General features: G+C 41.9%; 20 protein-coding genes and 1 tRNA gene. 7 read left to right on the top strand and 14 right to left on the bottom strand.

Going from position 1 to position 22,537, the window contains the following annotated elements; genetic code table 11:
• Nucleotides 1–108 precede the first annotated feature (108 nt).
• From B151_RS0101185 to gatB, 6 genes are all read right to left on the bottom strand, one after another.
• Nucleotides 109–1,107, bottom strand: a complete 999-nt coding sequence (locus tag B151_RS0101185; RefSeq protein ID WP_020401757.1) for a LuxE/PaaK family acyltransferase — start codon at nt 1,105–1,107, stop codon at nt 109–111.
• Nucleotides 1,104–1,934: an NHL repeat-containing protein gene (locus B151_RS0101180; protein WP_211207803.1), complete on the bottom strand. Its 831-nt coding sequence runs from the start codon at nt 1,932–1,934 to the stop codon at nt 1,104–1,106. Before B151_RS0101180 ends, B151_RS0101185 begins: the two co-directional genes overlap by 4 nt.
• A 119-nt stretch (nt 1,935–2,053) precedes the next feature.
• Nucleotides 2,054–3,331: a phosphoribosylamine--glycine ligase gene (gene purD, locus B151_RS0101175; protein ID WP_020401755.1), complete on the bottom strand. Its 1,278-nt coding sequence runs from the start codon at nt 3,329–3,331 to the stop codon at nt 2,054–2,056.
• Nucleotides 3,332–3,334: 3 nt separating this feature from the next.
• Nucleotides 3,335–4,102: a triose-phosphate isomerase gene (gene tpiA, locus B151_RS0101170; RefSeq protein ID WP_020401754.1), complete on the bottom strand. Its 768-nt coding sequence runs from the start codon at nt 4,100–4,102 to the stop codon at nt 3,335–3,337.
• Nucleotides 4,103–4,116: 14 nt separating this feature from the next.
• Nucleotides 4,117–5,481 (bottom strand): peroxiredoxin family protein, encoded by a 1,365-nt coding sequence (locus B151_RS0101165; RefSeq protein WP_020401753.1) that lies wholly within the window; start codon nt 5,479–5,481, stop codon nt 4,117–4,119.
• An 18-nt stretch (nt 5,482–5,499) separates the two neighbouring features.
• Entirely contained in the window at nt 5,500–6,948 is a 1,449-nt protein-coding gene (gatB, locus tag B151_RS0101160; protein WP_020401752.1) for an Asp-tRNA(Asn)/Glu-tRNA(Gln) amidotransferase subunit GatB, read from the bottom strand.
• A gap of 194 nt (nt 6,949–7,142) precedes the next feature.
• On the opposite strand from gatB, the gene B151_RS19260 reads away from it, so the two are divergent.
• The 4 genes from B151_RS19260 to B151_RS0101140 all read left to right on the top strand — a co-directional run bounded on the left by B151_RS19260 (nt 7,143) and on the right by B151_RS0101140 (nt 11,077).
• A complete protein-coding gene (locus B151_RS19260) occupies nt 7,143–8,552 on the top strand; it encodes a T9SS type A sorting domain-containing protein (RefSeq protein ID WP_083909842.1) in 1,410 nt (469 codons plus the stop codon).
• Nucleotides 8,549–10,000: a T9SS type A sorting domain-containing protein gene (locus B151_RS19255; protein WP_020401750.1), complete on the top strand. Its 1,452-nt coding sequence runs from the start codon at nt 8,549–8,551 to the stop codon at nt 9,998–10,000. The genes B151_RS19260 and B151_RS19255 overlap by 4 nt, the downstream gene beginning before the upstream one ends.
• Before the next feature lie 99 nt (nt 10,001–10,099).
• Nucleotides 10,100–10,906 carry a dienelactone hydrolase family protein gene (locus tag B151_RS0101145; RefSeq protein ID WP_020401749.1) on the top strand — a complete coding sequence of 269 codons (807 nt, stop codon included), beginning with the start codon at nt 10,100–10,102 and terminating at the stop codon, nt 10,904–10,906.
• Nucleotides 10,907–10,993: 87 nt separating this feature from the next.
• Nucleotides 10,994–11,077: transfer RNA gene (locus B151_RS0101140), tRNA-Leu, on the top strand.
• A 146-nt stretch (nt 11,078–11,223) separates the two neighbouring features.
• Here B151_RS0101140 and B151_RS0101135 read toward each other — a convergent pair.
• From B151_RS0101135 to B151_RS0101105, 7 genes are all read right to left on the bottom strand, one after another.
• Entirely contained in the window at nt 11,224–12,045 is an 822-nt protein-coding gene (locus tag B151_RS0101135) for a hypothetical protein (RefSeq protein WP_157470632.1), read from the bottom strand.
• A 291-nt stretch (nt 12,046–12,336) separates the two neighbouring features.
• Complete coding sequence (locus B151_RS0101130; RefSeq protein ID WP_020401747.1) at nt 12,337–14,232, bottom strand: histidine kinase dimerization/phosphoacceptor domain -containing protein; 1,896 nt, start codon at nt 14,230–14,232, stop codon at nt 12,337–12,339.
• A 110-nt stretch (nt 14,233–14,342) separates the two neighbouring features.
• Nucleotides 14,343–16,022 carry a T9SS type A sorting domain-containing protein gene (locus B151_RS0101125; protein ID WP_020401746.1) on the bottom strand — a complete coding sequence of 560 codons (1,680 nt, stop codon included), beginning with the start codon at nt 16,020–16,022 and terminating at the stop codon, nt 14,343–14,345.
• Nucleotides 16,009–16,962: a 5-oxoprolinase subunit C family protein gene (locus B151_RS17625; protein ID WP_020401745.1), complete on the bottom strand. Its 954-nt coding sequence runs from the start codon at nt 16,960–16,962 to the stop codon at nt 16,009–16,011. The genes B151_RS0101125 and B151_RS17625 overlap by 14 nt, the downstream gene beginning before the upstream one ends.
• The gene (gene pxpB, locus B151_RS0101115) at nt 16,962–17,651 is read right to left on the bottom strand and encodes a 5-oxoprolinase subunit PxpB (RefSeq protein ID WP_051069683.1); all 690 of its coding nucleotides are present in this window, start codon (nt 17,649–17,651) and stop codon (nt 16,962–16,964) included. The genes B151_RS17625 and pxpB overlap by 1 nt, the downstream gene beginning before the upstream one ends.
• Entirely contained in the window at nt 17,629–18,384 is a 756-nt protein-coding gene (locus tag B151_RS0101110; protein WP_020401743.1) for a 5-oxoprolinase subunit PxpA, read from the bottom strand. Before B151_RS0101110 ends, pxpB begins: the two co-directional genes overlap by 23 nt.
• A 2-nt stretch (nt 18,385–18,386) precedes the next feature.
• Nucleotides 18,387–19,622: an Nramp family divalent metal transporter gene (locus B151_RS0101105; RefSeq protein ID WP_026166408.1), complete on the bottom strand. Its 1,236-nt coding sequence runs from the start codon at nt 19,620–19,622 to the stop codon at nt 18,387–18,389.
• Between the two features lie 292 nt (nt 19,623–19,914).
• Here B151_RS0101105 and B151_RS0101100 point away from each other — a divergent pair, with 292 nt between their 5' ends.
• The 3 genes from B151_RS0101100 to B151_RS0101090 all read left to right on the top strand — a co-directional run bounded on the left by B151_RS0101100 (nt 19,915) and on the right by B151_RS0101090 (nt 21,826).
• Nucleotides 19,915–20,337, top strand: a complete 423-nt coding sequence (locus B151_RS0101100) for a DUF1801 domain-containing protein (protein WP_026166407.1) — start codon at nt 19,915–19,917, stop codon at nt 20,335–20,337.
• A 13-nt stretch (nt 20,338–20,350) separates the two neighbouring features.
• Entirely contained in the window at nt 20,351–21,298 is a 948-nt protein-coding gene (locus B151_RS0101095; RefSeq protein WP_020401740.1) for an alpha/beta hydrolase, read from the top strand.
• An 84-nt stretch (nt 21,299–21,382) separates the two neighbouring features.
• Nucleotides 21,383–21,826: a CBS domain-containing protein gene (locus B151_RS0101090; protein WP_020401739.1), complete on the top strand. Its 444-nt coding sequence runs from the start codon at nt 21,383–21,385 to the stop codon at nt 21,824–21,826.
• A 10-nt stretch (nt 21,827–21,836) separates the two neighbouring features.
• On the opposite strand, the gene B151_RS0101085 is transcribed toward B151_RS0101090, so the two are convergent.
• Nucleotides 21,837–22,466 carry a ribonuclease HII gene (locus B151_RS0101085; protein WP_020401738.1) on the bottom strand — a complete coding sequence of 210 codons (630 nt, stop codon included), beginning with the start codon at nt 22,464–22,466 and terminating at the stop codon, nt 21,837–21,839.
• Nucleotides 22,467–22,537: the final 71 nt, after the last annotated feature.

Below are 22,537 nucleotides of genomic sequence, written 5' to 3'. Positions count from 1 at the left end.
AGCTTCAGCTTTTGACCAGAGGGATATACGATATCTTCACAACTTCGTAAGTTAATTTCAAATACCAATTTAAATCCATTTCATGATTTTGTGCTTTCGTGGCAAAAATCAATCCCGGTCAATCAGGAAATTGCAGCCGCGAAGGTTTTGGGGATTCCATCGTCCCAGCACCTGGAATTTTCCTCCGCCAACCTGAATACCTTTATCGCCCGTTAAGATGAAGGAACAAGAATATAAATTGGCCAGATCCATCACACCAATCAGTCCTTCCTCTCCGATTTTGACTTCTTCCATTGGGTTTTTGGGATTTCGGATGGTTACTTTCATCCACGGCGGAGTGCCAAACCAATAGCCCCCGGGATTGTAGGCCTGACTCAGCAACTCCGTCATTCCATATTCGGAGTGAATGTTGGACATCGGGATTCCAAATCCGTTGGCCAGTCTTCGATGCAGTTCCTCGCGACTCATTTCCCTCCGGTGAGTTTTCATTCCACCGGTTTCCATTACAATGGATTCATCAGGCAGTTCTGTCTCTTTCATTTCAACCAAGTCGAGCAAGCCAAAGGCCGCTCCAAAAAGCATTAGCTTTTTCCCTGATTCGGTGGCTTTTTGAACCTCAGATTCATCCAACGGCTTATTGAGTTCCAGAAATCGGCTCAATCCGGATCCATCTCTTTCGATGAGCATATTCAACATCCAGATAAGCGAAGAATTTGGATTTGAGCTATAACCCGGTGTGTAGGCCCAGATCACAAAATCATCCAGATCATAGAAATACTGCATTCCCCTGATGATGGATTGACGATAGATTTCCGGATCCATCAAATAATGTCGACTTCTCACCATTCCACTGGTTCCGCTACTCTGGAAGAATTCTAAATCTTCAATTTTAAATTCTGAATGATCCTTCGCAGTGATAATGTCTGAGTCTTTAAACGCCTTGATTGGGAGTAAGGGGATTTGATCTAAATCATGAACTTCTCCGATTTCCAAGGCTTCACAAAATCGTTGATAGGCCGGATTATGTTCCCGCTGAAATTCAAAGATGCGGATGGCTTTATCCTCGAATGTGAGATCTTCCTTGAAAATGAAATCCGGTTTAATCATCGTTCAGGCACTGATAGTTTGAACAATTCGGCCTTGGTAAGTAAAAAAATTGACGTTCGTTCTACATACATGTCCAACGGCTCAACAGAAGAGTCAAATGGAACTGTTACTTCCTCTCCGCTTTTCGATTCGTAGATCAGTTGATTTTTGTAGGAAGTCCAAAGACCTGATTCATCAGCGAAAAATGCCAAGACTTCTTCTGCCGGATAAAATCCCTGATAGGCTCCGTTTAGTGTTAGCCGGTGAATAGTCCCGGAACCCCGGTCAAGAATGAAGATTTCAGAAGAACCAATACTTAAATCGTGAACAGTTTTGATTTCATTTGGGATTTTAAATTCATCCAATACATTGTAATCAAGGTCAAAATGATGAATGTAACGGGTTTCAGAATCTGTAAAATAAACCTCTCCCATTTGATCTACGGCTATCTGCGAGGGATTGAATTCTCGCATTTCTCCAAACGTATTGCGCGCTTCAATACTGCTCAAATACTGTCCGCGCCGGTCAAAAACCTGTACCCTGCGGTTATTGAAATCCGTAACAAAGACCTTAAGTCCGTTTGTAGCGTCCACATCCACAGGTTTGCTAAACTGATAATCGCCGGAACCTCTGCCCCCAATGGTTTCAATCAATGTGCCGGAATGATCGAGTTTGAGCAAGCGATTTTTTCCTTGTTCTACAATGTAGATATGATTCTGAGTTACGGAAATAGAGGTAGCGTTATCTAAACCGGAGTAGATTTTTTGGAGTGGCTGGGCGGAAATTGAAGCTGAAAATATTAGCAAGAAAGCCCAAGGCAGAGCCTTCTTCGGTCCAACGCAGAGCATGTGGAACGAGGCGAAAAAAGATAACATCCAACATCCAACACGGAACATCCAACGATGAAGTTGCTTTTCATCAACGAAAAACGATAAAACTTCAATGTTCGATATTCGATGTTCCTTGTTCAATGTTCCAAACCTTTGGCTCCGATATCATTGCGGTAGTAAGCTTTTTCGAAGTGGACTTTTTTGACTTCAGCGTAGGTATTTTCGATAGCTGATTTCAGATCACTTCCGGAACCCACGATATTCAGTACTCGTCCACCGTTCGTGTAAATTTTGCCATCTACTTCTTTGGTGCCCGCATGGAAAACAATAGCATTTTCTACCTCATCGAGTCCGGTGATCTCCTTGCCTTTTTCATAGGATTCGGGATAACCGCCGGAAGCCAGCACCACCGTACAGCGAACGTCATCATCAAATTGGATCTCAGTTTTACCTAATTTTCCGTGTGTACAAGCAATGATCACATCCAGTAAGTCTGTTTTCATTCTGGGCAAGATCACCTGACATTCAGGATCACCAAAACGGCAATTATACTCAACTACTTTTGGTCCTTCAGCCGTGATCATCAACCCACAGTACAAAATGCCGGCATAAGGATTTCCCTCCTCTCTCATTCCTGAAATGGTAGGCTCAATGATCTCCTCTTCTACGCGTCTCAGAATTTCGTCGGTCACAACCGGAGCGGGTGAGTAGGCTCCCATTCCACCGGTATTCAATCCGGTATCGCCTTCCCCGATGCGTTTATGATCCTGCGCATTGCCGATCACTTTCCAGGAATCTCCGTCCGAAATAGCAAAAACAGATGCTTCCTCGCCCACCATAAATTCTTCGATCACCAGGCGGCTGGCGGCATCTTTCAAGGAATCGTTGTTTCTGAGTTCATCCAGTACCTCCATGGCCTCGGCTTCACTTTCTGGAATGAAAACGCCCTTGCCTCCAGCTAATCCATCGGCTTTCAGTACCACCGGGTATTTATTTTGTTCTTTGATGTACTCAGCGGCTCCATCAAAATTATCCTGATCAAAAACGCGGTAAGCTGCCGTAGGAATATTGTGGCGCTGCATAAATTCTTTGGCGAATTCTTTGCTTCCCTCCAGCATAGCCGCCTGCAGTTTCGGCCCAAAAACAAGATGTCCTTTGGTTTCCAAAAAGTTGGCGATTCCATCTACCAGCGGCTGTTCTGGTCCTACTACGGTGAGGTTGATGTGATTCTCCTGAATAAACTCCCACACGACTTCAAAGTCAGAAGTATTAAGATCTACATTCTCCCCGCATGCCGCTGTACCCGGGTTTCCCGGAGCGATGTATAGCTTTTCAAGCTTTGGGGATTTTGAGATCGCCCAGGCCAAAGCATGTTCACGTCCACCACTGCCGATCAGGAGTACCTTGTATTTCATGGATCAGGCTAATTCTTCAGCTATAGTGATAATCTCCGAAAAACTGTCCGCATCTAAGGAAGCTCCGCCAATAAGGCCCCCATCTACGTCAGGCTGACTCAACAGTTCTTTGGCGTTCGCCGGTTTCATACTTCCGCCATACAGAATATTGATCTGATCGGCGACTTCTTCACTATACAGATCGCTTAAGACCGTTCGAATATATTCGTGCATTACCTGAGCCTGTTCAGGAGTGGCCGTTTCACCGGTTCCAATTGCCCAGATAGGTTCATAAGCGATAACCACATCTCTGACTTCTGCTTCGGAAACACCTTCCAGCGCTTTTTTAACCTGATTTTTAACCAGCTCAAAATGTTCCTCTTTCTGTCGCTGTTCAAGACTTTCGCCTACACAAACGATGGGAGCCAGTTTATGCTCTATCGCTTTGTGGACACGCTTGTTTACTGTTTCATCGGTTTCGCCAAAATATTGCCGGCGCTCGGAGTGGCCGATGATCACGTAATTACAGCCGCTTTCGGTGAGCATACTTCCGCTTATCTCACCGGTAAAAGCGCCGTTTTCTTCAAAGTGAAGGTTTTGGGCACCCACCTGAATATCGGTATCGTACAAATATTTAACAGCCATCCCGATAGATACAAAAGGAGGACAAACCAGCACATCCACATCTTCGCTGATCTCAGCTTTTCTTTCGGTGAGTCCTTCCAGCAGTTCGGCTGCATCATAAGGACCACAATTCATTTTCCAGTTACCGGCTATTAAAAATCTTCGCATGATATTGAGTGAGTTTAACTTGGTGAATTTTGACTTCTAAAGGCTTCGTTCAATCCCTGAATGACATCCTCAAATTCTCCTCGTTCATATTTCCTGATAAGTACGCCATTTTCATCGATGAGTAAACGAGTGGGGACTTGAACTACATTAAATTTCTGAATGACATCTGGAACATTGAAAGAGCCAATTTTGGCGATATCCCATACCTGCCGACGTTCTTCAAAAAAGCCTTCCACGGTGAGTTCACTTGCATCCAAAGGTATGGTAAAGATCTTTAACCCATAGTTTTTATAGATCTCATGTATGATCACGGTTCGGTCATAATCGTCCTGATACATTCGGTTTGCCAGTGGAGAGATCTCAAGGATATAGACAGTGCCTTTTAGCGACTCATTGTTCACGGTATCCCCATTCATGGTAATAAAAGAAAAATCAGGAGCTTGCACACCGGGAGCCAGATAATTCAGATCATATCTGATTCGCCTTGCCCATTTTTTTGAAGAAGAGTTCTTATCAAAGGCTTGTTCGTAATTAGTCAGCAGATCCTTGGCTTCCCGAACTCGTGAACTATCGAAATAGAATTGAATTTTAACCCGGTCTATGATCTCTTTCATTTGACCGGATTGAGTTATGTTCTTCAATGAATCAAGATAGTTTGAACCGGCGTCAAAGCCTTTAACTTCAGAGATATAAGGATGGGCATAATTCAGTGCCACATTCATGATAAAGTCATTAGGAAGTGCCATATCAATTCGATTCAACATTTCATTGGCATTCCAGGTACTCATCAAATGAATTGATTTTTCTGCTGAAAGATTAGCCCCGATCGTGTTAGGATATTTTTCATAGACATCCCAATAGAATTCCGTCCATTTCTTGATCTCCGAAACCATCTGCGAATCACTCATCACACCTCGTTGAGCAATAAGCCCGATCCGTTGAAAATTCCGATCCACACGCAGGTAGGTCTTCATGGAATTATGCTCCCCGGAATCCAGCTGCAACGTCTGTTGGATATCCGGAATCTGAGCTGAAATATTGAGTGTATCTCCTTCTGCAAGAATCACCCCAAAATTACCTAAATTCACGCTATCCCGGTTAAGGATCATTTGATAATATTTCTTCTCCGGAAAATGGACTGTGCCCGAGAAAAACCCAGACTCATCTGTCACTTCTTGAAAAAGGGTATCCAAAACGGAATTTGCGGAATCTCTGGATACGATCGTAAGCTTTGTCCCGGAAAAGTCACCATCCTGCTGTAAAGAATCTGAAAGGGTGATATTCCCCTTCACTACTGTTTCCAATGGCTTGGGGCCATTTGAACATGCCGATACAAATAAAGCAAAAAAGGTTATTAAGATTATTGAGGTATATTTCATGAAACCTAAAGACTGTGATCAGTCGTTTAATTTTTTAGTGATTAGATCTTTAACCAATTTGGGGTTGGCTTTACCCTGGCTGGCTTTCATAGCCTGGCCTATAAAAAATCCGATAAGCTGTTTCTTACCATCTCTGTAACGCGCAACTTCATCCGGATTATCTTCGATAATTTTATCTACGATGGGCTCCAGAAATCCTGAATCAGAAACCTGGATCAGATTCATTTCCTTTGCAAGTTCTTCCGGCTCTTTGTCCTCTTTCAGCATCGCATTGAAAATTTGTTGCATAGCCGAGGAATTGATCTTGTCATCTTCTTTGAGTTTCACCAGATCAGAAACACGCTGAGCCGAAATCGTAAAATCTCGTATGTCAATGCTTTGCTCATTCAGCACACGAAGTACTTCACTCAATACAATGTTAGAGGCCGCTTTTGGATTTCCAAGATTGTTGGCCACTTCCTCGTAATAATCCGCCAGGTAACGGCTTTCGGTGATGGTATTTGCATCATCCTCGCTCATACCCATTTCTTCCATGAACCGTTTGCGACGGACATCTGCCAACTCCGGAAGTTCCTCGCGGATTTCATCCAACAATTCGTTGGTAACGATGATGGGTGGTAAATCCGGTTCCGGGAAATAACGATAATCGTGCGCTTCTTCTTTGGAACGCATGGCACGGGTTTGCTCTGTGGAAGTATCCCACAGCCGCGTTTGCTGCACCACTTCGCCGCCCTCTTCGATCAGCTCGATCTGGCGATAAATTTCATAATGAATAGCCCGTTCCACATTGCGAAAAGAGTTCATGTTTTTGAGCTCGGTGCGGGTTCCAAATTCTTTTTGTCCACGCGGACGAACCGACACATTTGCATCACAACGCAAGCTACCCTCTTCCATGTTTCCATCACAGATCTCCAGATACTGAACAATTTGTTTGATCTTAGAAAGATAAGCGTAAGCTTCCTGCGGCGTTCTCAAATCCGGTTCAGAAACAATTTCAATAAGCGGTGTTCCGGCACGGTTCAAATCAACCAGCGTGTTGTACGGATCCTGATCGTGAATAGACTTTCCGGCATCTTCCTCCATGTGGATTCGTGTGAGTCCGATGCGTTTGTCGTACTCATCCAGGCTGATATCCACAAAACCGTCGAAGCAAATAGGCGTGTCATATTGTGAAATTTGATAGCCTTTTGGGAGATCGGGGTAGAAATAATTTTTACGGGCAAAAATAGATTTTTCGGCCACGCTGCAATGGGTCGCCAATCCCATTTTTATGATGTATCGAACCAGGTTTTCGTTCACCACCGGCAAGGTTCCCGGGTGTCCCAGGCAAAGCGGGGTAACTTGGGTATTTGGGGCTCCTCCGTATTGAATGGTAACCGGGGCAAAAGCTTTGCTTTTGGTTAAAAGCTGGGCGTGAACCTCGAGGCCAATCACCGCCTCGTACTTCTCGTGGGCAATAGTGCTCATTAAGCTGATTTTCTGTGTAAAATTCTCAAAGGCTGAAAGATATTAAAGTTGAGTGACAGTTTGGAATGTTTATTTGGGATAGGTTCAAGGTTTTAGGTGCGAGGTGTTAGAAGTTTATTTGAACACCTAACACCTAATATTTGTGCATTGTTAGTTCATTTCTGTTACATTGAGGTAAGTAACTGCTTTTTCTTATGATGAAATACATTCTCATATCCTTTCTATGTTTAACCGGGGTTTCTTCTGTCTTTGGACAATCAAAAATTAAGGAAGCCTACTTCCATGAATTGCGGGGCATGGAAGATTCGAGTGGGGTTACGCATTTGTTTTACCGGATGTATAAAAAAACAGAAGGTCAATGTTCAGAAAACAACGGCGGTCAAACACTTATATCATGGTCAAATAATATTTACCATTTTGATGCAGAAGCAAAATCAGATTCCATAAAATTCAAAGACTACTACAGCCCCTGGTGTATTGACGGCATGTATAATTCTGAAGGGATCAATGATTATGATTTTTATGAGAATGATCCCAAGAAATGGGTTATAAGTTCTTCTTTCGAATATAACCACGGAGTTGGAGATTATTTGGGTAACTCGCTAAATTTTGAAATCCCTATTGCGATTAAGCAATCGAGACAGAATTCGTATCAGGAATATTTTCCACTTAATTTTTATCTGTCTCCGAATCAAGACACCCTGTTTATGGATTCAGATGGAACTACCATTCCTTTTCCCGGTGATGGCCAAAAATGGCCGGAATTTAAGGATTACGATGGGTTTATAAGATATGCTGACTCACTGTCTTTTGACTTTGAGATGCTGGGAATTCACCCAGCTATTGATTCCCTTTACTTTTCAAGAGGTCCAAAAGGGGAATTATTTCGAAGTGAAACCTACTCCGGTACTTTTACAAAAGTTGGTACAATTGGACTTAATGAAATAGTGTTTGGTGCAGATGACTTACACATGTACTATGTGCACAATTCAGGGATCTCAAGGTCAGATTCCCTGGGAGTTTCCGGTTCCTGGGAATCTTCAGAGATAGATTTTGCAACATCCAGTCAAAAATTCTTAACAATTGATAGTAAAAAGCCCGGAGCGCTATATGTATCTGACTCTACCTCTATCCTGTATTCCTTAAACTTTGGAGATTCTTTTACTTCCCTTACGTCTGTTTTAGATGAGGTTACCGGCCTCTACAAAAAACCAGATTCCGACATTCTCTACGTTTTAACCCGAGAAGAACTGCTGGAAGTAAATACCGAAACTAAAGAAACAACCTCCCTCAAAAAACTTCCTGTTTCCAATGAGTCTGAGCCTTCCGAAATCCCTAACCAAATCACCTTAGAACAAAACTATCCCAATCCCTTCAACCCGACTACAGTGATCCGTTATCAGTTGAACAGTAACCAGTTGGTTCGGCTGGAGGTGTTTGATGTTACGGGACGGAAAGTGGCGGTTTTGGTGGATGGAAAGCAAAAATCAGCCGGGCAGCATCGGGTTAGTTTTGATGGATCTGGGCTTTCATCCGGTGTTTATTTTTACCGGCTAGAGGCAGGTGGACAAACCCTCACCCAAAAAATGTTGCTGGTGAAATGAAGAAACTGTTTGGAATAGCACTGTTGATAATTTGCTCAATTTCAGCTTTAGGTCAGGATAATATTTCTGAAGCCTACTTCCATGAATTACGGGGCATGGAAGATTCGAGCGGAGTTACGCATTTGTTTTACAGGTTGTACTATGAATATGGTGTAAAATGTAGTTATACAAATTATGACGGGGAAACAGAAACTTATTCACTTAATATTGACAGAAACAATCTACGTCAATTTAATACCAGCACTAATGTTGACACCTTGATATTTGAAGAAGGAGAACGACTTTGGAGTGAATGTTCAAGTACATATAAAAAACTTTATGCTTATAAACCTTATCCCAAAGACCCAAATAGGCTTTTCAAAATAGCCTCCGATGATGCTTTTTCGTTTACTCCCAGCTTACGAAATTGGAGCGGGAATCGAATAGGCTTAGGTGCTACACCGGGTAATACTATCGGAATTGATACTGTGCAAAATTATCTGTTAGTACCTACCCCAATGGAACACATCGTTATCAAAACAAAACCCGAACATTCATCTCTTCGGAAGACACTACGTGCTAAGCTGGATGGTTCCAATTGGGAGGAACTTAGTTATTACACCGAATTCCCTGACTCTCTGTTAATTAATTTTACCATTCTTGGTGTCAATCCATTTCATAATCAAGAATATTTTGGAGTCAAGGGAGATTCTTTATTACGATCCACAAATCATGGAGATTCTCTTTCACTAATTCTTCGGAATGATTTCTTTTCTTCCGGTTTTCCAAAAGTGATCTTCGATGCTGGAGGGAATAATTATTATTTCTTATCAAAATGGGATGTTACTCCTCCTCAACTCAGTATGGAAGTCATGCGATTATCTTTTGTAAATGAAGAAATTGCGTTTTCAGAAGTGGCTTTAGAAAATGATATTCATGCAATAACTCATGATCCGTCTGTTTCAGGAGATCTTTACTTGTCAGACAGTACGGAAATTTTTATCTCAAATGATTTTGGAGAGAATTTTAAATCATTTAAAATTCTTAACGATATCATTACTGGCCTGTATAAAAAACCGGATTCAGATATCTTGTATGTGCTTACCAGAGAAGAATTACTTCAAGTAAATACTGAAACCAAAGAAACCCTCTCTCTCAAAAAAATACCTGTTTCCAGTGAGCCTGAACCTTCTGAAATCCCAACTGAAATTTCCTTACAACAAAACTACCCCAACCCCTTCAACCCGACTACAGTGATCAGTTATCAGTTGAACAGTAACCAGTTAGTTCACCTGGAAGTTTTTGATGTAACGGGACGAAAAGTGGCGGTTTTGGTGGATGGAAAGCAAAAATCAGCTGGGCAACATCGGGTTAATTTTGATGGTTCGGGGCTTTCATCGGGTGTTTATTTTTATCGGCTGGAGGCAGGTGGACAAACACTCACCCAAAAAATGTTGCTGGTGAAATGAAAATGAGAAACCATTTTTAAATTGAAGTATAAAAATATCGTAGGGGCAATTCATGAATTGCCCCTACGATATTGCATCATTAATTAATTCTCCGGTCAAATGAAAATTACCACTTTCTTCTTATTGCTCATCTCAATTTCGACTTTTTCCTTTGCTCAAGATTATGCTATAGAGCAACTCGAAAATTCACCCCGGCATCACGAATGGGTAGCCATTGAATCCAATGAGCGAACTCTTCATAATTTTGTGGCCTATCCGGAAGTTTCAGAGAAAGCGCCGGTGGTTATTGTGATTCATGAAAACCGAGGACTGAATGCCTGGGCACGAAGCTTTGCTGATCAACTCGCCGGCAAAGGATTTATCGCCGTTGCTCCTGATTTGATTTCCAATACCGTGGACGGCATAGAAAAAACAACGGATTTTGAATCATCCGATGCCGCCCGGGAAGCCATCTACAGCCTGAAACCGGATCACGTTACCACAGATTTAATGAATGTACTTGAATACGCCAAAACCATTGAAGCCGGGGATGGCACCATTGCGGTAGCTGGGTTTTGCTGGGGTGGCTCTCAATCTTTCCGTTTTGCCACCAACGCCGGCGATGCCATTGATGCCGCTTTCGTTTTCTACGGAACAGGTCCGGACGAAACCGAGGCATATTCTAACATCCAGGTTCCGGTTTATGGATTTTATGGAGGTAATGATAATCGCGTAAATTCCACAATCCCCAAATCCGAAGATGCCATGCATGAATTCAATAAAATTTATAAATATGAGATCTATGAAGGTGCCGGTCATGCCTACATGCGCAGTGGAGATGATCCTGAAAAACCAATGGATGACCCGAATGTGATAGCTCGTAATCAGTCTTGGGAACGGTTGGTAAAGCTGCTCAAATCTTTATAAAAAATTTGACTTTCGGAGTATGAAATAAGTTTAAAAACTCCCTATCTTTGAAATCCTGAATTGAGTAATTGATTTGGGATTTTTTATGCCCGAGTGGCGGAATTGGTAGACGCGTGCGCTTCAGGTGCGTATGCCCTTACGGGCGTGGAGGTTCAAGTCCTCTCTCGGGTACAAATAGCCCAGTAAAGCATTGTTTTTACTGGGCTATTTTTGTTTTGGTACAACATAGGTACAACAAACCTGATTTTTTCTAACATTTTGAGTGCCTGATCCTGTGCGCAGACACATGCTATTTCACTACTAAAGACCAGACCAAGTCAATAGAGTACTTCTACTCCTATCCCTCCATCCGGGGCCTTCACAAATGTTTTAATAGTGTCAGCTACGTAGGGGTTAGGGTAGTTCCAAACAAATGAATCATTGCTCTCATCATCAAAGTAGAAATCTTCGCCGCTTAGATGAACAATGATCTGAAAATATTCAAATTTATTGGCATAATCTGATAGGGTTAAACCCCAATAACATTGTGTGGTAGTACCATATGGACCGTATTGATCTGCACCTTCATTAGTAAAACTGTTTATATACCGTGCTTCATGTTTTAGATAAACAGAGCCTTGAATAAAATTTTTATTTGTAGGTCTTCTAAATAATCCAAGGCTTGCATCTATATTAAAGAATTTATCCAGTATTACCGTATCAGGAATCATAATAAATGGTAATACGGGCTCCAATGTCAGAGTGACCTGTGTGATACTATCAGGTACTACTGTAACCCCTGTGACCTGATCGTACTTGTAAATAGGTTTAAAGCTATAAGCTGAAGAATCTAAATAAGAGATAGCATCGATCTGATAACGGAAATCAGACGCTGGTACAGTCATGATTATAGTTGTATCAGTTGGTACTTCAACATCAACTATAGCTTTGAACCTCAAATAATCTGCCTCATACCTCCGAATAAAAACACGAACATTGGTTGGTTCTGGGTATCCAGGACTCACTTTTTCTTTGCTGCTCTTAAACGTGAAGGCGACCCCTCCGGCTCTTTCATCCTGATCTGCATTTGAAATTGAATTCTTGTCTCCACATCCATATACAAGCATCACTGAAATTATAAGTAATAGTATTCTGTGCATTTCTCCCTCCTTGTGTACACCCTACGGAACAGATCAAATAGCCATAGGCTTGGCTTTATTCTTTTTACTTTCGAAACGTATTGCTAAGAACTTTTTTGATAGGAAAGGAGAAGACTTAAGTAAACGTAGGTTTTACCCTCACGATGAATAGTTATTTGTAATATACTAAAGGAAATGACACATCTTATGTTCTCTCTCGGGTACAAAAAGCTTAATAAAATTATGTTTTTACTAAGCTTATTTTAGTAATTTTTTTAAAAGATGATCATTCTAAATCTTTGTTCTTATCTATTACATGTTTGAGTAAGCCCCTCTTCTTGTATCATCGTTTTTCAGATAAAAAGAAAACCTGAATAAAAACCCATCTTCAGACTCTAATGAATATTCAGCCTCTAATTGTTCGATCAGGGTTTTGATCAGCGTCACTCCTAAAGTCTTCGAATCCGAAAACAAGGTACTATCAAAACCGGAACCGTTATCTTTGTAAGTAACCTGAACTTTTTGACCTATTTGTTCGAAGTTGACCCCGATCTTACCTGAATTTCTGTTGCCAAAAGCATGTTTAAAAGTATTGGTGATCAATTCATTCAGTAACAGTCCCAGTGGAATGGCTTGATTTATATTCAGTTGTATATTTCCAAAGTCATACGTGATCTCAATATCACGGCTTTCTTTTTGGAACATGGATTGGATGCGATCGATCAGTTTTTCAGCATATTCCTCGAACGTAATATCGGTGAAGTTATCGGTGTTATACAGCAACTCATGCACTCCCGATATGGAGTAGATCCGGTTTTGCGTTTCGCTTAGGATCTCTTTGATCTCCGGATTTTCGATCTCAGCATTCTGGAGTTCAATCAGTCCGGCAATGATAGCCAGGTTGTTTTTAACACGGTGATGAATTTCAGATAATAAAACCTCTTTCTCTTGCACGGAGTTTTCAAGCTGCTGCTGATATTCTTTTTCTTTCGTAATGTCTTCAAGAATTGCCAGCATTAAGGGATGATTTGAACGGTCTCTGACAATCCTTCCCACATTCAGTCTTAAGTAAACAGGTGTTCCATCTTTTCTGTTTCTAACGATTTCTTTGTTCCGAATGAGGCCATCCTCTAATGTCTTTTTCATCAGTTCATGAAAATGATCCGTCCATTCTCCTTCTACATGGGGCATAAATTTACCCATCACCTCTTCCCGGCTCCAACCCAGCATATTCTCGGCTGCTGTATTCCAAAAATCCTGTATTACCCCATCGGTATCAATGGCATAAATGGCTACCGGGGCAGAGTCGATGAGAGCTCTGATCTTTTCATTAGCCTGACGCTCTTTTTTTTGTGCTAAAAAGGCTGTTCTCATGAAATAGAACAAAACAGAAACTGCTATTCCTAATACCAGAGCCAAGGCAAGATTCAGATAAGATGCTATGATAGCGCTCTGTGATTCAAAATTCTCATTGGGATAGATCGATACTTCCCAACTTTCCGAATTGGTTCCCCTTAACTCAATTTTGTGAACTCTCACTAATTCCGGATAAAACTCAGGGCTTTCATGATCTTTGGAAGTATAAAATGTGTTCCCTCTCCCATCTTTCACCTCTACATGATATTGGCCTAAGCCTCTCATAATATTGTCGAATTCCGGTTCAATATCGATGCCTGCAGTTAAAGTACCCTGGAATTGGCCATCATAATACATTGGTATATCCACCAAAAACGCATAATTCCCTTGCACAAGCTCTAACCAATGCGTGAAATTTATGGAAGAATCTGCTTTTGCGGTTAGCCAGTCATCCCGCCGGTAGTCAAGGGTAAGAATATCAAGTCCAATGGCTTTCTCATTTCCTTCTTCAGGAGCTACTTTTTGAATGATTCCTTTACTATCGATCCACTCTACAAACAGAAATGAAGAGTCTTGTTGCGCAACCTGGTTGGCATCAAACTCCCAATATTCAAAATAATCTCCCCCCGATACTTCAATCCTGTTCCTAAGATTGCTCAGCATATTAATGTTATCTTGCACGGCTTTTTGAAACTGCTGAGTGATCAGATTTGATGTCTCATCGATCTTTTGGAGCTGATCATTGAATACTTTTTTTTGATTGTTTACCCACACCAAAATTACCAGTACGGTGATCAAAACCCCAAAAGCAGCTGAAAAATAAAGCCGATATTTGTCTATAAATTTATGCAAGCCAATTTTTTTTTTGATATGCTTTTACGCTTCAGGCATAAAAATACTTTTATAAGAAAAAGCCTAATTATTTCTTATTTAAGTACCCAATAAAAACAGTACCGGACGGATTACTTGCTATAGAGCAATTTTCCTATATCACTTTTCCCATCAACGACTATTCGATAAATAAACATCCCACTTGACAAGCCATCTGCTCTAAAGGGCTGACTGTACCTTCCCGGTGATTGCTCTTCGTTCACCAGTGTTTGAACATGTCTTCCCAGCACATCATATACATCAATCCTTACATTGGCCTGCGTCGAAAGTGCATAAGGTATCATGGTAGTGGCATTGAAAGGATTCGGATAATTCTGTTCTAACAAAAAAGTTGTCCCACTTTCCAAAGCTTCTCCTTCCAACTTTATTCTCAGTGGAGTTGCAACTTCACTGCTATTATGTGTTACGTTCAGAGTAGCTGTTCTTTTACCACTTGAGCTTGGCAGATAAACTACTGGAACTTCAATATTTTCGCCCGGTTCCAACACAATAAACCTTTGTACGGTATTTACCCGAAACTCATCTCCTCCGGAAACAGAGATACGTGCGACCAAAGGATCCAAAGCGCTTGCATCGTTTGAAATCGTAAATATCTTTCGCAACAATTCTCCTTCGTTGGTTACGCCGAAATTAATTCCTTCCATTGTCGCATCATTATTAACCAGAATTTTTGATTCGTTTCCGGCTAATGCAGCACAATCTTCTCCAAGAGGCCATCCCATATCCCCAAAAATTGTGCAAACTAACGGCCCGGGATTGTGGACAGCAAGTGCACTATTTATTTGAGGCCTCATTAGTGCATTGGGAGTGCCGGTAAAGTTCTCATAATCAAGATGTGAGTAACTGGAGCCCTGAGCCCATTCCCTTGGTGCATATAATGGGGTTGGCCGTCCATCATACTCACCTATGGTTTTTAAACCTGCAAAATAAAGTCCCTGGCGCCTCCCAGTAACTGCATCATACAGCCCGGCAGAAGGATTTCCATAGGCTGACTGATCTATAACTTCATTCCCTTGGCCGTCAATCACAAAAAGGTCGTATACCAGGGGCGCAACCGGAAATCCAAATCCCCATTGAGCCGAACCACCACCCGATTCTCTCATGGATCCTGTAAAGCCAAGCCCATGTCCCACTTCATGCAAAACAACGGTTACAAAATCATATGTACCTGAAGGAGGTTGAGCATCTGTTCCAAAATACCAGGCAGGAAAGCTCGCATTCATATTAACGGTAATATCATAATCAACCTCATCTCCGGTGCCCTGAGATTGTTCTACATAATCTACTCCATTCACAGAACTGGCCAATGCGATTGGATACCATGCCGTTTGTCCATCTTCCGGAGTTAATTGAAGAAACTGTGTGGGGCCGGCACTACCGAGCGTAAATTCTCCTAATGCTACCCAATTGGCCTCAACTCGTATTGGAACTGAAGACGTAACGTGACTTTCCCAAATATCCATGGCATATTCAAATGCTTCTATCGCTTCTTGTGGCCATCCTCCTACATAATCAGCATTGATGGTGGCTGTTTTATAGCCTGGGCTTTTATTTTTCCTCAAGCTTTGATAAGGTTGGAACTCGTTTTCATCAAAAGAAGAAAAAGGAAGTTCACAAATTTGAGTGATCTCCTCTGGAGTCAATGTCTTTCTTTCAATTTGAGCGGGCTCTGGAATCTGCTGCCGTGCAATAACCGGTAATGAAATCAACAGAAAAAAACCGGTTATAGATAAATTTTTAAAATTCTTCATTCTTCTTGATGTCGTCTTTACCTGAGTATAAAATATTTTCTTGAAAAGCACTCAATTTTAAGGCCTCTTTTCTGGTTATCAGTTTAAAACGGATCTTAGCCGGAGGCCAAACCTGCCCTAATCTCCAAAGATCGGCATCCACAACTTTGGCTACCCTCGGATAACCGCCAACGGACTGTGCATCATTCATCAAGATGATTGGGTCGCCACCCGGAGGCAACTGAATCATACCCGGCAAAACCGGTGAAGACACCATGTTTTCCTTTTTTAATGCGAGCGATGTACTGGATTTAAGCCTTATGCCCATTCTGTTACTTTCGGGCTGAACCTTAAAATCCAGATTTAAAAACGCTTCTTGCTCATCTTTATTGAGCCAATCCCATTCGGGGCCTTCAATGATCCGAATCTGATATGAATGTCCAAAATATGGCAGCAGGTTTTCAGGAATGGTCTTTTTGGTGATGTTATGAGAATATGCCCAGCTTATGCAGTCCCCTTTGCTAACTTTCCTTCCCTCCAACCCACCGAATCCGGCTTGCACACAAGTAGAAAAACTGCCCATTATTTTATCCAGTTCCCAATTGCCGGCTATTGCCATATAAACGCGACAACCGGTTTTAACCCGACCAATTTGCACTTCTTCTCCGGAACTAACAGCCAGAGTTTCGTACTGCTTTTGCTTTCTCCCATTCATGGTGATATCTACTTCACCTCCGGCTAATCCAATAAAAGCTTCATCATGAAACTTATAGGTTCCTCCCCGGATCGTCATTTCCAACACAGGGGCTTCAGAGTCGTTTCCGACTAACCAATTAGCCGATCTACGTGCAAAAGAATCCATCGAACCTCCCACCGGCACGCCAAATTTCCTTGATCCAAAGCGTCCATTATCCTGCACGGTTGTAAAAAATCCCGGATCCAAAACTGTTAACGATGCCATCAGGACTCTATCTCTTTAAATTCCTGTTTGCTTATCGGGGTGAACCGAATCTTATCACCGGGTTGAATTTCGATCGGAGGGTTTTGATGAACGTCAAAAAAGAGTTTTGGGGTGCGGCCTATGATCTGCCAGCCTCCCGGACTTTCCAGTGCATAGATCCCGGTTTGCATACCACCTACCCCCACAGCTCCACACGGTATTTTGGTTCTTGGATGCTCTTTTCTGTTGCACTTAAGCTCCCTATCCAAACCTGACAGATATATAAAACCCGGCAAAAATCCCATCATTGCCACGGTATATATTTTGGAGCTATGTCGCCTAACAATTTCCTGTTTAGAAAGAGAAGTCTGATCCTGAACCTCATCCCAATCCAGTCCCAATTCATAACAAACCGGAACTTCAAATAAACGGCTTTCGAAATCCTGATCTGCGGCTTCTTCAATCGCCTCAAAAATAGCTTTTGCAGGAAGTTGAATATCCGGAATTGGGTCCCGGTATATCACTGCAATCTGTTCGTAAGCAGGTACAATGTCGATCACTCCCGGGATCTCCTTCTTTTCAAGACAACGAAAAATTCGGTGAATGTCAGCCAGGCAGTCACCTTTTAATTCCGGAGAAAGAGTTAATGCACGTTCTCCCAGAAAAGAAATCTCCCACCCCGATCTTTTAACAGGCAACGATCTCGACATTTTGCTTTTCCAGGAATTTATGAATTGCCACAGCTAACTCCTCCGCTCCTTCTGTATCGCTGTGCAAGCAAACCGTATCAGCTTTGATGGGCAGGTCAAGTCCTTCGTACGTAACCACTTCCCCTTTCAAGAACCCTGCAATCTGTCCTATAACTTCTTCCTCTTGATGCAAAACAGCTCCCTCAAGCTTTCTTGATCTTAGGCTCATGTCATTTTCATACCTTCGGTCAGCGAAAACTTCATTACAAACCCTTAAACCGGCATCCTGCGCCACTTCACTTAATATTGAATGAGCCGGTGCATACAGAAGCATATCCTCTTTGATCTGCACCACGGCTTTGACAATGCCCATCGCCGTTTCTTCATTTTTTGCGGCGTGATTGTAAAGAGCCCCATGCGGCTTCACGTGGTGCAGGCAACCTCCCAACGACTCCGTCATCCCTTTTAATGCAGAAACCTGGTAGAGCACACAAGCTTCCAATTCATCCGTACTAAGATTCATAACTCTTCGGCCGAATCCCTGAAGATCAGGGTAAGAAGGGTGAGCGCCAATCGCTACCTCATGTTCCAAAGCCAGCCTGATCGTCTTGTGAATGGCTACCGGATCACCGGAATGAAAACCACAAGCAATATTACAGCTCGAGATAAACGGCATGATCTTAGAGTCTCTCCGTTCATCATACATGCCATAAAATTCTCCGAGATCGCAATTGATATCGAGTTTGGAAATCATAATCACAGAAAATTAAATACTGAATTTAAACTTCTGAACCCTACCAACAGGGTAACCAATATCACTATGATTCCAAAAATATTTTGGCGGGTGGTATTTCTGTTTGGGCCTAACAGCAACGGTTTATTCATTATGAATAATAAAAATATAGCTATTACGGGTAATGTAATCCCATTTGCCACTTGAGCGAATTCAATGAGCTGAACCGGATTTATGCTCAAAGAAGAAAATAAAACTCCACTTACAAGAACTATGATCCAAATAAACCGGAATTTTAAATCCTTAAGATCACCTTTCCACCCAAGTATCCCTTTGGCAGCAAATGCAGCTGCCAGTGGTGCAGTTATTGCTGAGGTGATTCCCGCTGCAAACAATCCTACACCCATGAATATTCGCGCCCAGCTCCCTAAAAGTGGTTCCAACTGCACAGCCATATCAGCAGCACTTGCAATGTCGACCGTATGCCCTTCCGCGGCTCCTGCACTTGTAATAACCACACAGATCGAGATCAAGCCTCCCAAAACAATTCCAACCGTATTTTCCACACGCATCTCGGAAAGTTGGGAGACATGCCCATAGCGTTCTTGTACCGTGGAGGCATGCAGAAATAGATTATAGGGCACTACCGTAGTTCCTACCAAGGCGATCACCGTAAGCAACTCATCCGGGGAGGGAGTTGGGAGAAACATTCCTCTGAGCATCTCCAAAATATCCGGTTTTATGACAATGGCCGTAGTTACAAAAACAATACTCATGATGCCCACTAATGTAGTCATGATCATCACAATACGCTTAAAATTGCCTGTAAATAACACCCAGAAAGCTATGGCTCCAATTAGCATTGAAGTCAGCCTTACTGTGACCCCGTTTACCGTAATATCAATACCAATAAAGAACTCTTCCCAACCCAACACCGCTCCTGAAATATTTCCTCCTTCATAAGCAATATTTCCAACCACAATTGCACTCAGCACAAGCAGAGCTCCTGCAATTCTAATCAAGGGGTTTTCAAGATTTTCACGGATTGCCTCACCAAAACCTTTTCTTGTCACAATGCCAAGCCTGCCCGTCATTTCTTGCAGAATAATAGTTGCAAGGATAGAAAAAAGAAGAGCCCATAACAGCGAATAACCTGATCTAACCCCAGCGAGTGTGCAAACCGTTACTGTTCCCGGGCCAATAAAAGCAGCTGCAACCAGTGTACTTGGACCGAAATATTTTTTGAGTGGATTATTCATCACCGAGTATATAGTATGTAACTTGTAAAATCCCAAACTCATTATGAGCTGAAAAAATAGTTTTACACTCAAAATGTCCTTCAAGCTGAGGTGCTAAAAGAGAACTAATTCGGTGCAGTTGATCAGGTTTTATTCACTCAGATATATATAGACCATCACCGAACCCCTGTAAAATGAGATTAGAGTTACTATGTTCATCAATCCTCAAATTATTACTGAAAAGCAGCACCATTTATCTATATTTAGAAAATTCCGGACACCTTTTGGCTTTATAATTTATTGGAGAGAAATCATGGCTGAACTTAAAACCAAGAAAAATGACCTAAATGTTGATGATTACCTCAATGAGATTGATGACCCTGGGCGAAAGAACGATTGTATAACCATCCATCAAATAATGAAGAATATCACCGGTAAGCCGGGTAGCATGTGGGGTGATAGTATTGTAGGCTATGGAAGTTATCACTATAAGTATGCAAGCGGACGTGAAGGCGACTGGATGCTGACAGGCTTCAGCAACAGAAAACAAAGTATAAGCCTTTATATCATGTCCGGTTTTGAAAAATATCAGGAATTGCTGGAGAGGCTTGGGAAACATAAAACTGGAAAATCATGTCTCTACATCAACGCTTTGAATGATATTGATGTTGAAGTTTTGAAAGAGATGATCGGATCTTCTGTACAATTCATGAGAGAAAAATACGAAACTGAATAAACTGCACGACACGATGGCTTTAAACATACATGATTTTCGGGAGCAAACCCTGGAATTGGGAAAAGACTACGAGGGACGCGTTACAGCAACCGTTGTACATTCTCCAAAAAACATTCCAAACCGGCCTTCTGTACTATATATACATGGATTTAACGATTATTTTTTTCAAGCACATGTGGCGGCTCATCTTCATGAACATGGGTATAACTTTTACGGGCTGGATCTTCGTAAATACGGCCGCTCACTGCTGCCCCATCAGCATCCGAATTATTGTCGTTCTCTCACCGAATATTTTGAAGAGATCGACCATACAATTGAGATCATAAAAGGTGAAAGCGATCAGGAGATCATTTTTCTTGGGCATAGCACCGGCGGACTCATTCAAAGTTTTTACTTGAATAAAGGCCGATATAAAACAAATATCTCCAAAGCGATCCTTAACTCTCCTTTTTTACAGTTTAATTTACCAAAATGGCAACGAAAGATCTTACTCCCTGCATCAGGCATTATCTCTTTTTTCGCTCCTTATTCATCACAGAAAAAACCTCTTTCACATCTTTACAGTGCCAGTATTTTACAAAAAGAGTATGGTGAATGGCACTTCAATACCAACTGGAAACCTCCCCGCGGATTTCCCGCTTATTTTAAGTGGGTGTATGCTATCTATAAAGCACAAACATATCTGCATAAGCATTCTAACATACAGATCCCCATGCTCATTTTGCATTCAGATCAGTCAAGTTATTACAAGAAATGGAATGACATCATCCTAAAAACAGATATGGTGCTCAACGTACATCATATAAAATCTTATGGTACTAAGTTGGGTACTCAAGTTGATTTTTCGGAGATTCCCGGAGCTATCCACGATGTATTTCTCTCTCAAAAAGAGATTAGAAGCCGTGCTTTCGAGTCCGTATTCAAATGGCTGAACGAGGCAAGTGAAGCTGTTGCAGGATAAAATAAACTCTCTCCCATGCTTGCAAAATTCCAAAAAATGCTTTTATTACCTATAAGCTAATCACAAATTACAGGGAGAAGAGTTATGCTGGTAAAAGAAATTCTAAATCAAAAAGGAAGGGATATATTTTCGGTTAAACCAAGCGAAACCGTGTATAATGCGATCGCTAAAATGGCCGAGTATAATGTGGGAGCCCTTCTGGTGATGGAAGACCATCAATTAGTCGGTATCATTTCTGAACGAGACTATCGAAACAAAGTGATCCTGAAAGGACGTACCTCAAAAGAAACCCAAGTCAAGGACATTATGACTGAAAAAGTGATCCGGGTGCAATCCAATGATTCGGTAAATTTGTGCATGCAACTTATGACCGACAAAAAGATCCGCCATTTGCCCGTAATTGATAATGAGCAGGTTGTAGGCGTGATTTCAATTGGGGACGTTGTAAAAACGGTGATCGCTAACCAAAAAACAGAGATCAATTCACTTCGGGATTACATCGGAGGCGGTGGAGGATATCCGGGATAGCGATATAGCTTTACTCACTTCGCAATTTTTCCGTACCAAGATTGAAAGAGGTGCGATGATACTTGGTGTAGCCATGTTTTTTGAGAGCTTTTTTATGAACGGCCGTAGGATAACCTACATTCGAATCCCAACCATATTCCGGGAATTCATCGTGCAGCGACCGCATCAACTCATCACGATATACCTTGGCTAAAATCGAGGCTGCCGCAATACTCATAGACCTGTCGTCTCCTTTTACTAAGCATGTAAACGGTATCAACGAGTTTATATACCGGTTTCCATCAACTAAGAGGTATTCAGGAGGTTCAGATACAGCATCCACACATTTCTGCATGGTTTCCAACGATGCCCACAAAATATTCAGTTCATTGATCTCCGAAAGGCTTCCCTCTTGTATCGTCCAGAATAATGCCTCACTTTTTATGAAATCAGCCAATTCCAGTCGCTCTTCTTCTTTTATGATCTTACTGTCCCGAATTTCGGGTATATCCGTATTGGGCTTAAATACAACCCCTGCGGCCACCACAGGACCGGCCAAACAACCTCTGCCTACTTCATCCAACCCCATCACCCGCGCATAGCCTTCTTTCCAGAGCTGGCGCTCAAACTTTAGGCGGTCTTTAATTTTATCTTTTTTCATATCCTTCAATTTAGATGGCTAAAGATATTTATCTAATTCATTCTTTTCTGAGATAATGGAACTGATTTATC

Source organism: Gracilimonas tropica DSM 19535, assembly GCF_000375425.1.
GTDB lineage: Bacteria > Bacteroidota > Rhodothermia > Balneolales > Balneolaceae > Gracilimonas > Gracilimonas tropica.
The sequence above is the reverse complement of the archived record's forward strand: the minus strand, read 5'-3'. Positions and strand labels throughout refer to the sequence as shown.

What these genes read in the sequence shown, in the direction of transcription:
- B151_RS0101185 (WP_020401757.1), bottom strand. Translation starts at nt 1,107, where the DNA reads ATGATTAAACCGGATTTCATTTTCAAGGAAGATCTCACATTCGAGGAT.
- B151_RS0101180 (WP_211207803.1), bottom strand. Translation starts at nt 1,934, where the DNA reads ATGCTCTGCGTTGGACCGAAGAAGGCTCTGCCTTGGGCTTTCTTGCTA.
- purD (WP_020401755.1), bottom strand. Translation starts at nt 3,331, where the DNA reads ATGAAATACAAGGTACTCCTGATCGGCAGTGGTGGACGTGAACATGCT.
- tpiA (WP_020401754.1), bottom strand. Translation starts at nt 4,102, where the DNA reads ATGCGAAGATTTTTAATAGCCGGTAACTGGAAAATGAATTGTGGTCCT.
- B151_RS0101165 (WP_020401753.1), bottom strand. Translation starts at nt 5,481, where the DNA reads ATGAAATATACCTCAATAATCTTAATAACCTTTTTTGCTTTATTTGTA.
- gatB (WP_020401752.1), bottom strand. Translation starts at nt 6,948, where the DNA reads ATGAGCACTATTGCCCACGAGAAGTACGAGGCGGTGATTGGCCTCGAG.
- B151_RS19260 (WP_083909842.1), top strand. Translation starts at nt 7,143, where the DNA reads ATGATGAAATACATTCTCATATCCTTTCTATGTTTAACCGGGGTTTCT.
- B151_RS19255 (WP_020401750.1), top strand. Translation starts at nt 8,549, where the DNA reads ATGAAGAAACTGTTTGGAATAGCACTGTTGATAATTTGCTCAATTTCA.
- B151_RS0101145 (WP_020401749.1), top strand. Translation starts at nt 10,100, where the DNA reads ATGAAAATTACCACTTTCTTCTTATTGCTCATCTCAATTTCGACTTTT.
- B151_RS0101135 (WP_157470632.1), bottom strand. Translation starts at nt 12,045, where the DNA reads ATGCACAGAATACTATTACTTATAATTTCAGTGATGCTTGTATATGGA.
- B151_RS0101125 (WP_020401746.1), bottom strand. Translation starts at nt 16,022, where the DNA reads ATGAAGAATTTTAAAAATTTATCTATAACCGGTTTTTTTCTGTTGATT.
- B151_RS17625 (WP_020401745.1), bottom strand. Translation starts at nt 16,962, where the DNA reads ATGGCATCGTTAACAGTTTTGGATCCGGGATTTTTTACAACCGTGCAG.
- pxpB (WP_051069683.1), bottom strand. Translation starts at nt 17,651, where the DNA reads ATGTCGAGATCGTTGCCTGTTAAAAGATCGGGGTGGGAGATTTCTTTT.
- B151_RS0101110 (WP_020401743.1), bottom strand. Translation starts at nt 18,384, where the DNA reads ATGATTTCCAAACTCGATATCAATTGCGATCTCGGAGAATTTTATGGC.
- B151_RS0101105 (WP_026166408.1), bottom strand. Translation starts at nt 19,622, where the DNA reads ATGAATAATCCACTCAAAAAATATTTCGGTCCAAGTACACTGGTTGCA.
- B151_RS0101100 (WP_026166407.1), top strand. Translation starts at nt 19,915, where the DNA reads ATGGCTGAACTTAAAACCAAGAAAAATGACCTAAATGTTGATGATTAC.
- B151_RS0101095 (WP_020401740.1), top strand. Translation starts at nt 20,351, where the DNA reads ATGGCTTTAAACATACATGATTTTCGGGAGCAAACCCTGGAATTGGGA.
- B151_RS0101090 (WP_020401739.1), top strand. Translation starts at nt 21,383, where the DNA reads ATGCTGGTAAAAGAAATTCTAAATCAAAAAGGAAGGGATATATTTTCG.
- B151_RS0101085 (WP_020401738.1), bottom strand. Translation starts at nt 22,466, where the DNA reads ATGAAAAAAGATAAAATTAAAGACCGCCTAAAGTTTGAGCGCCAGCTC.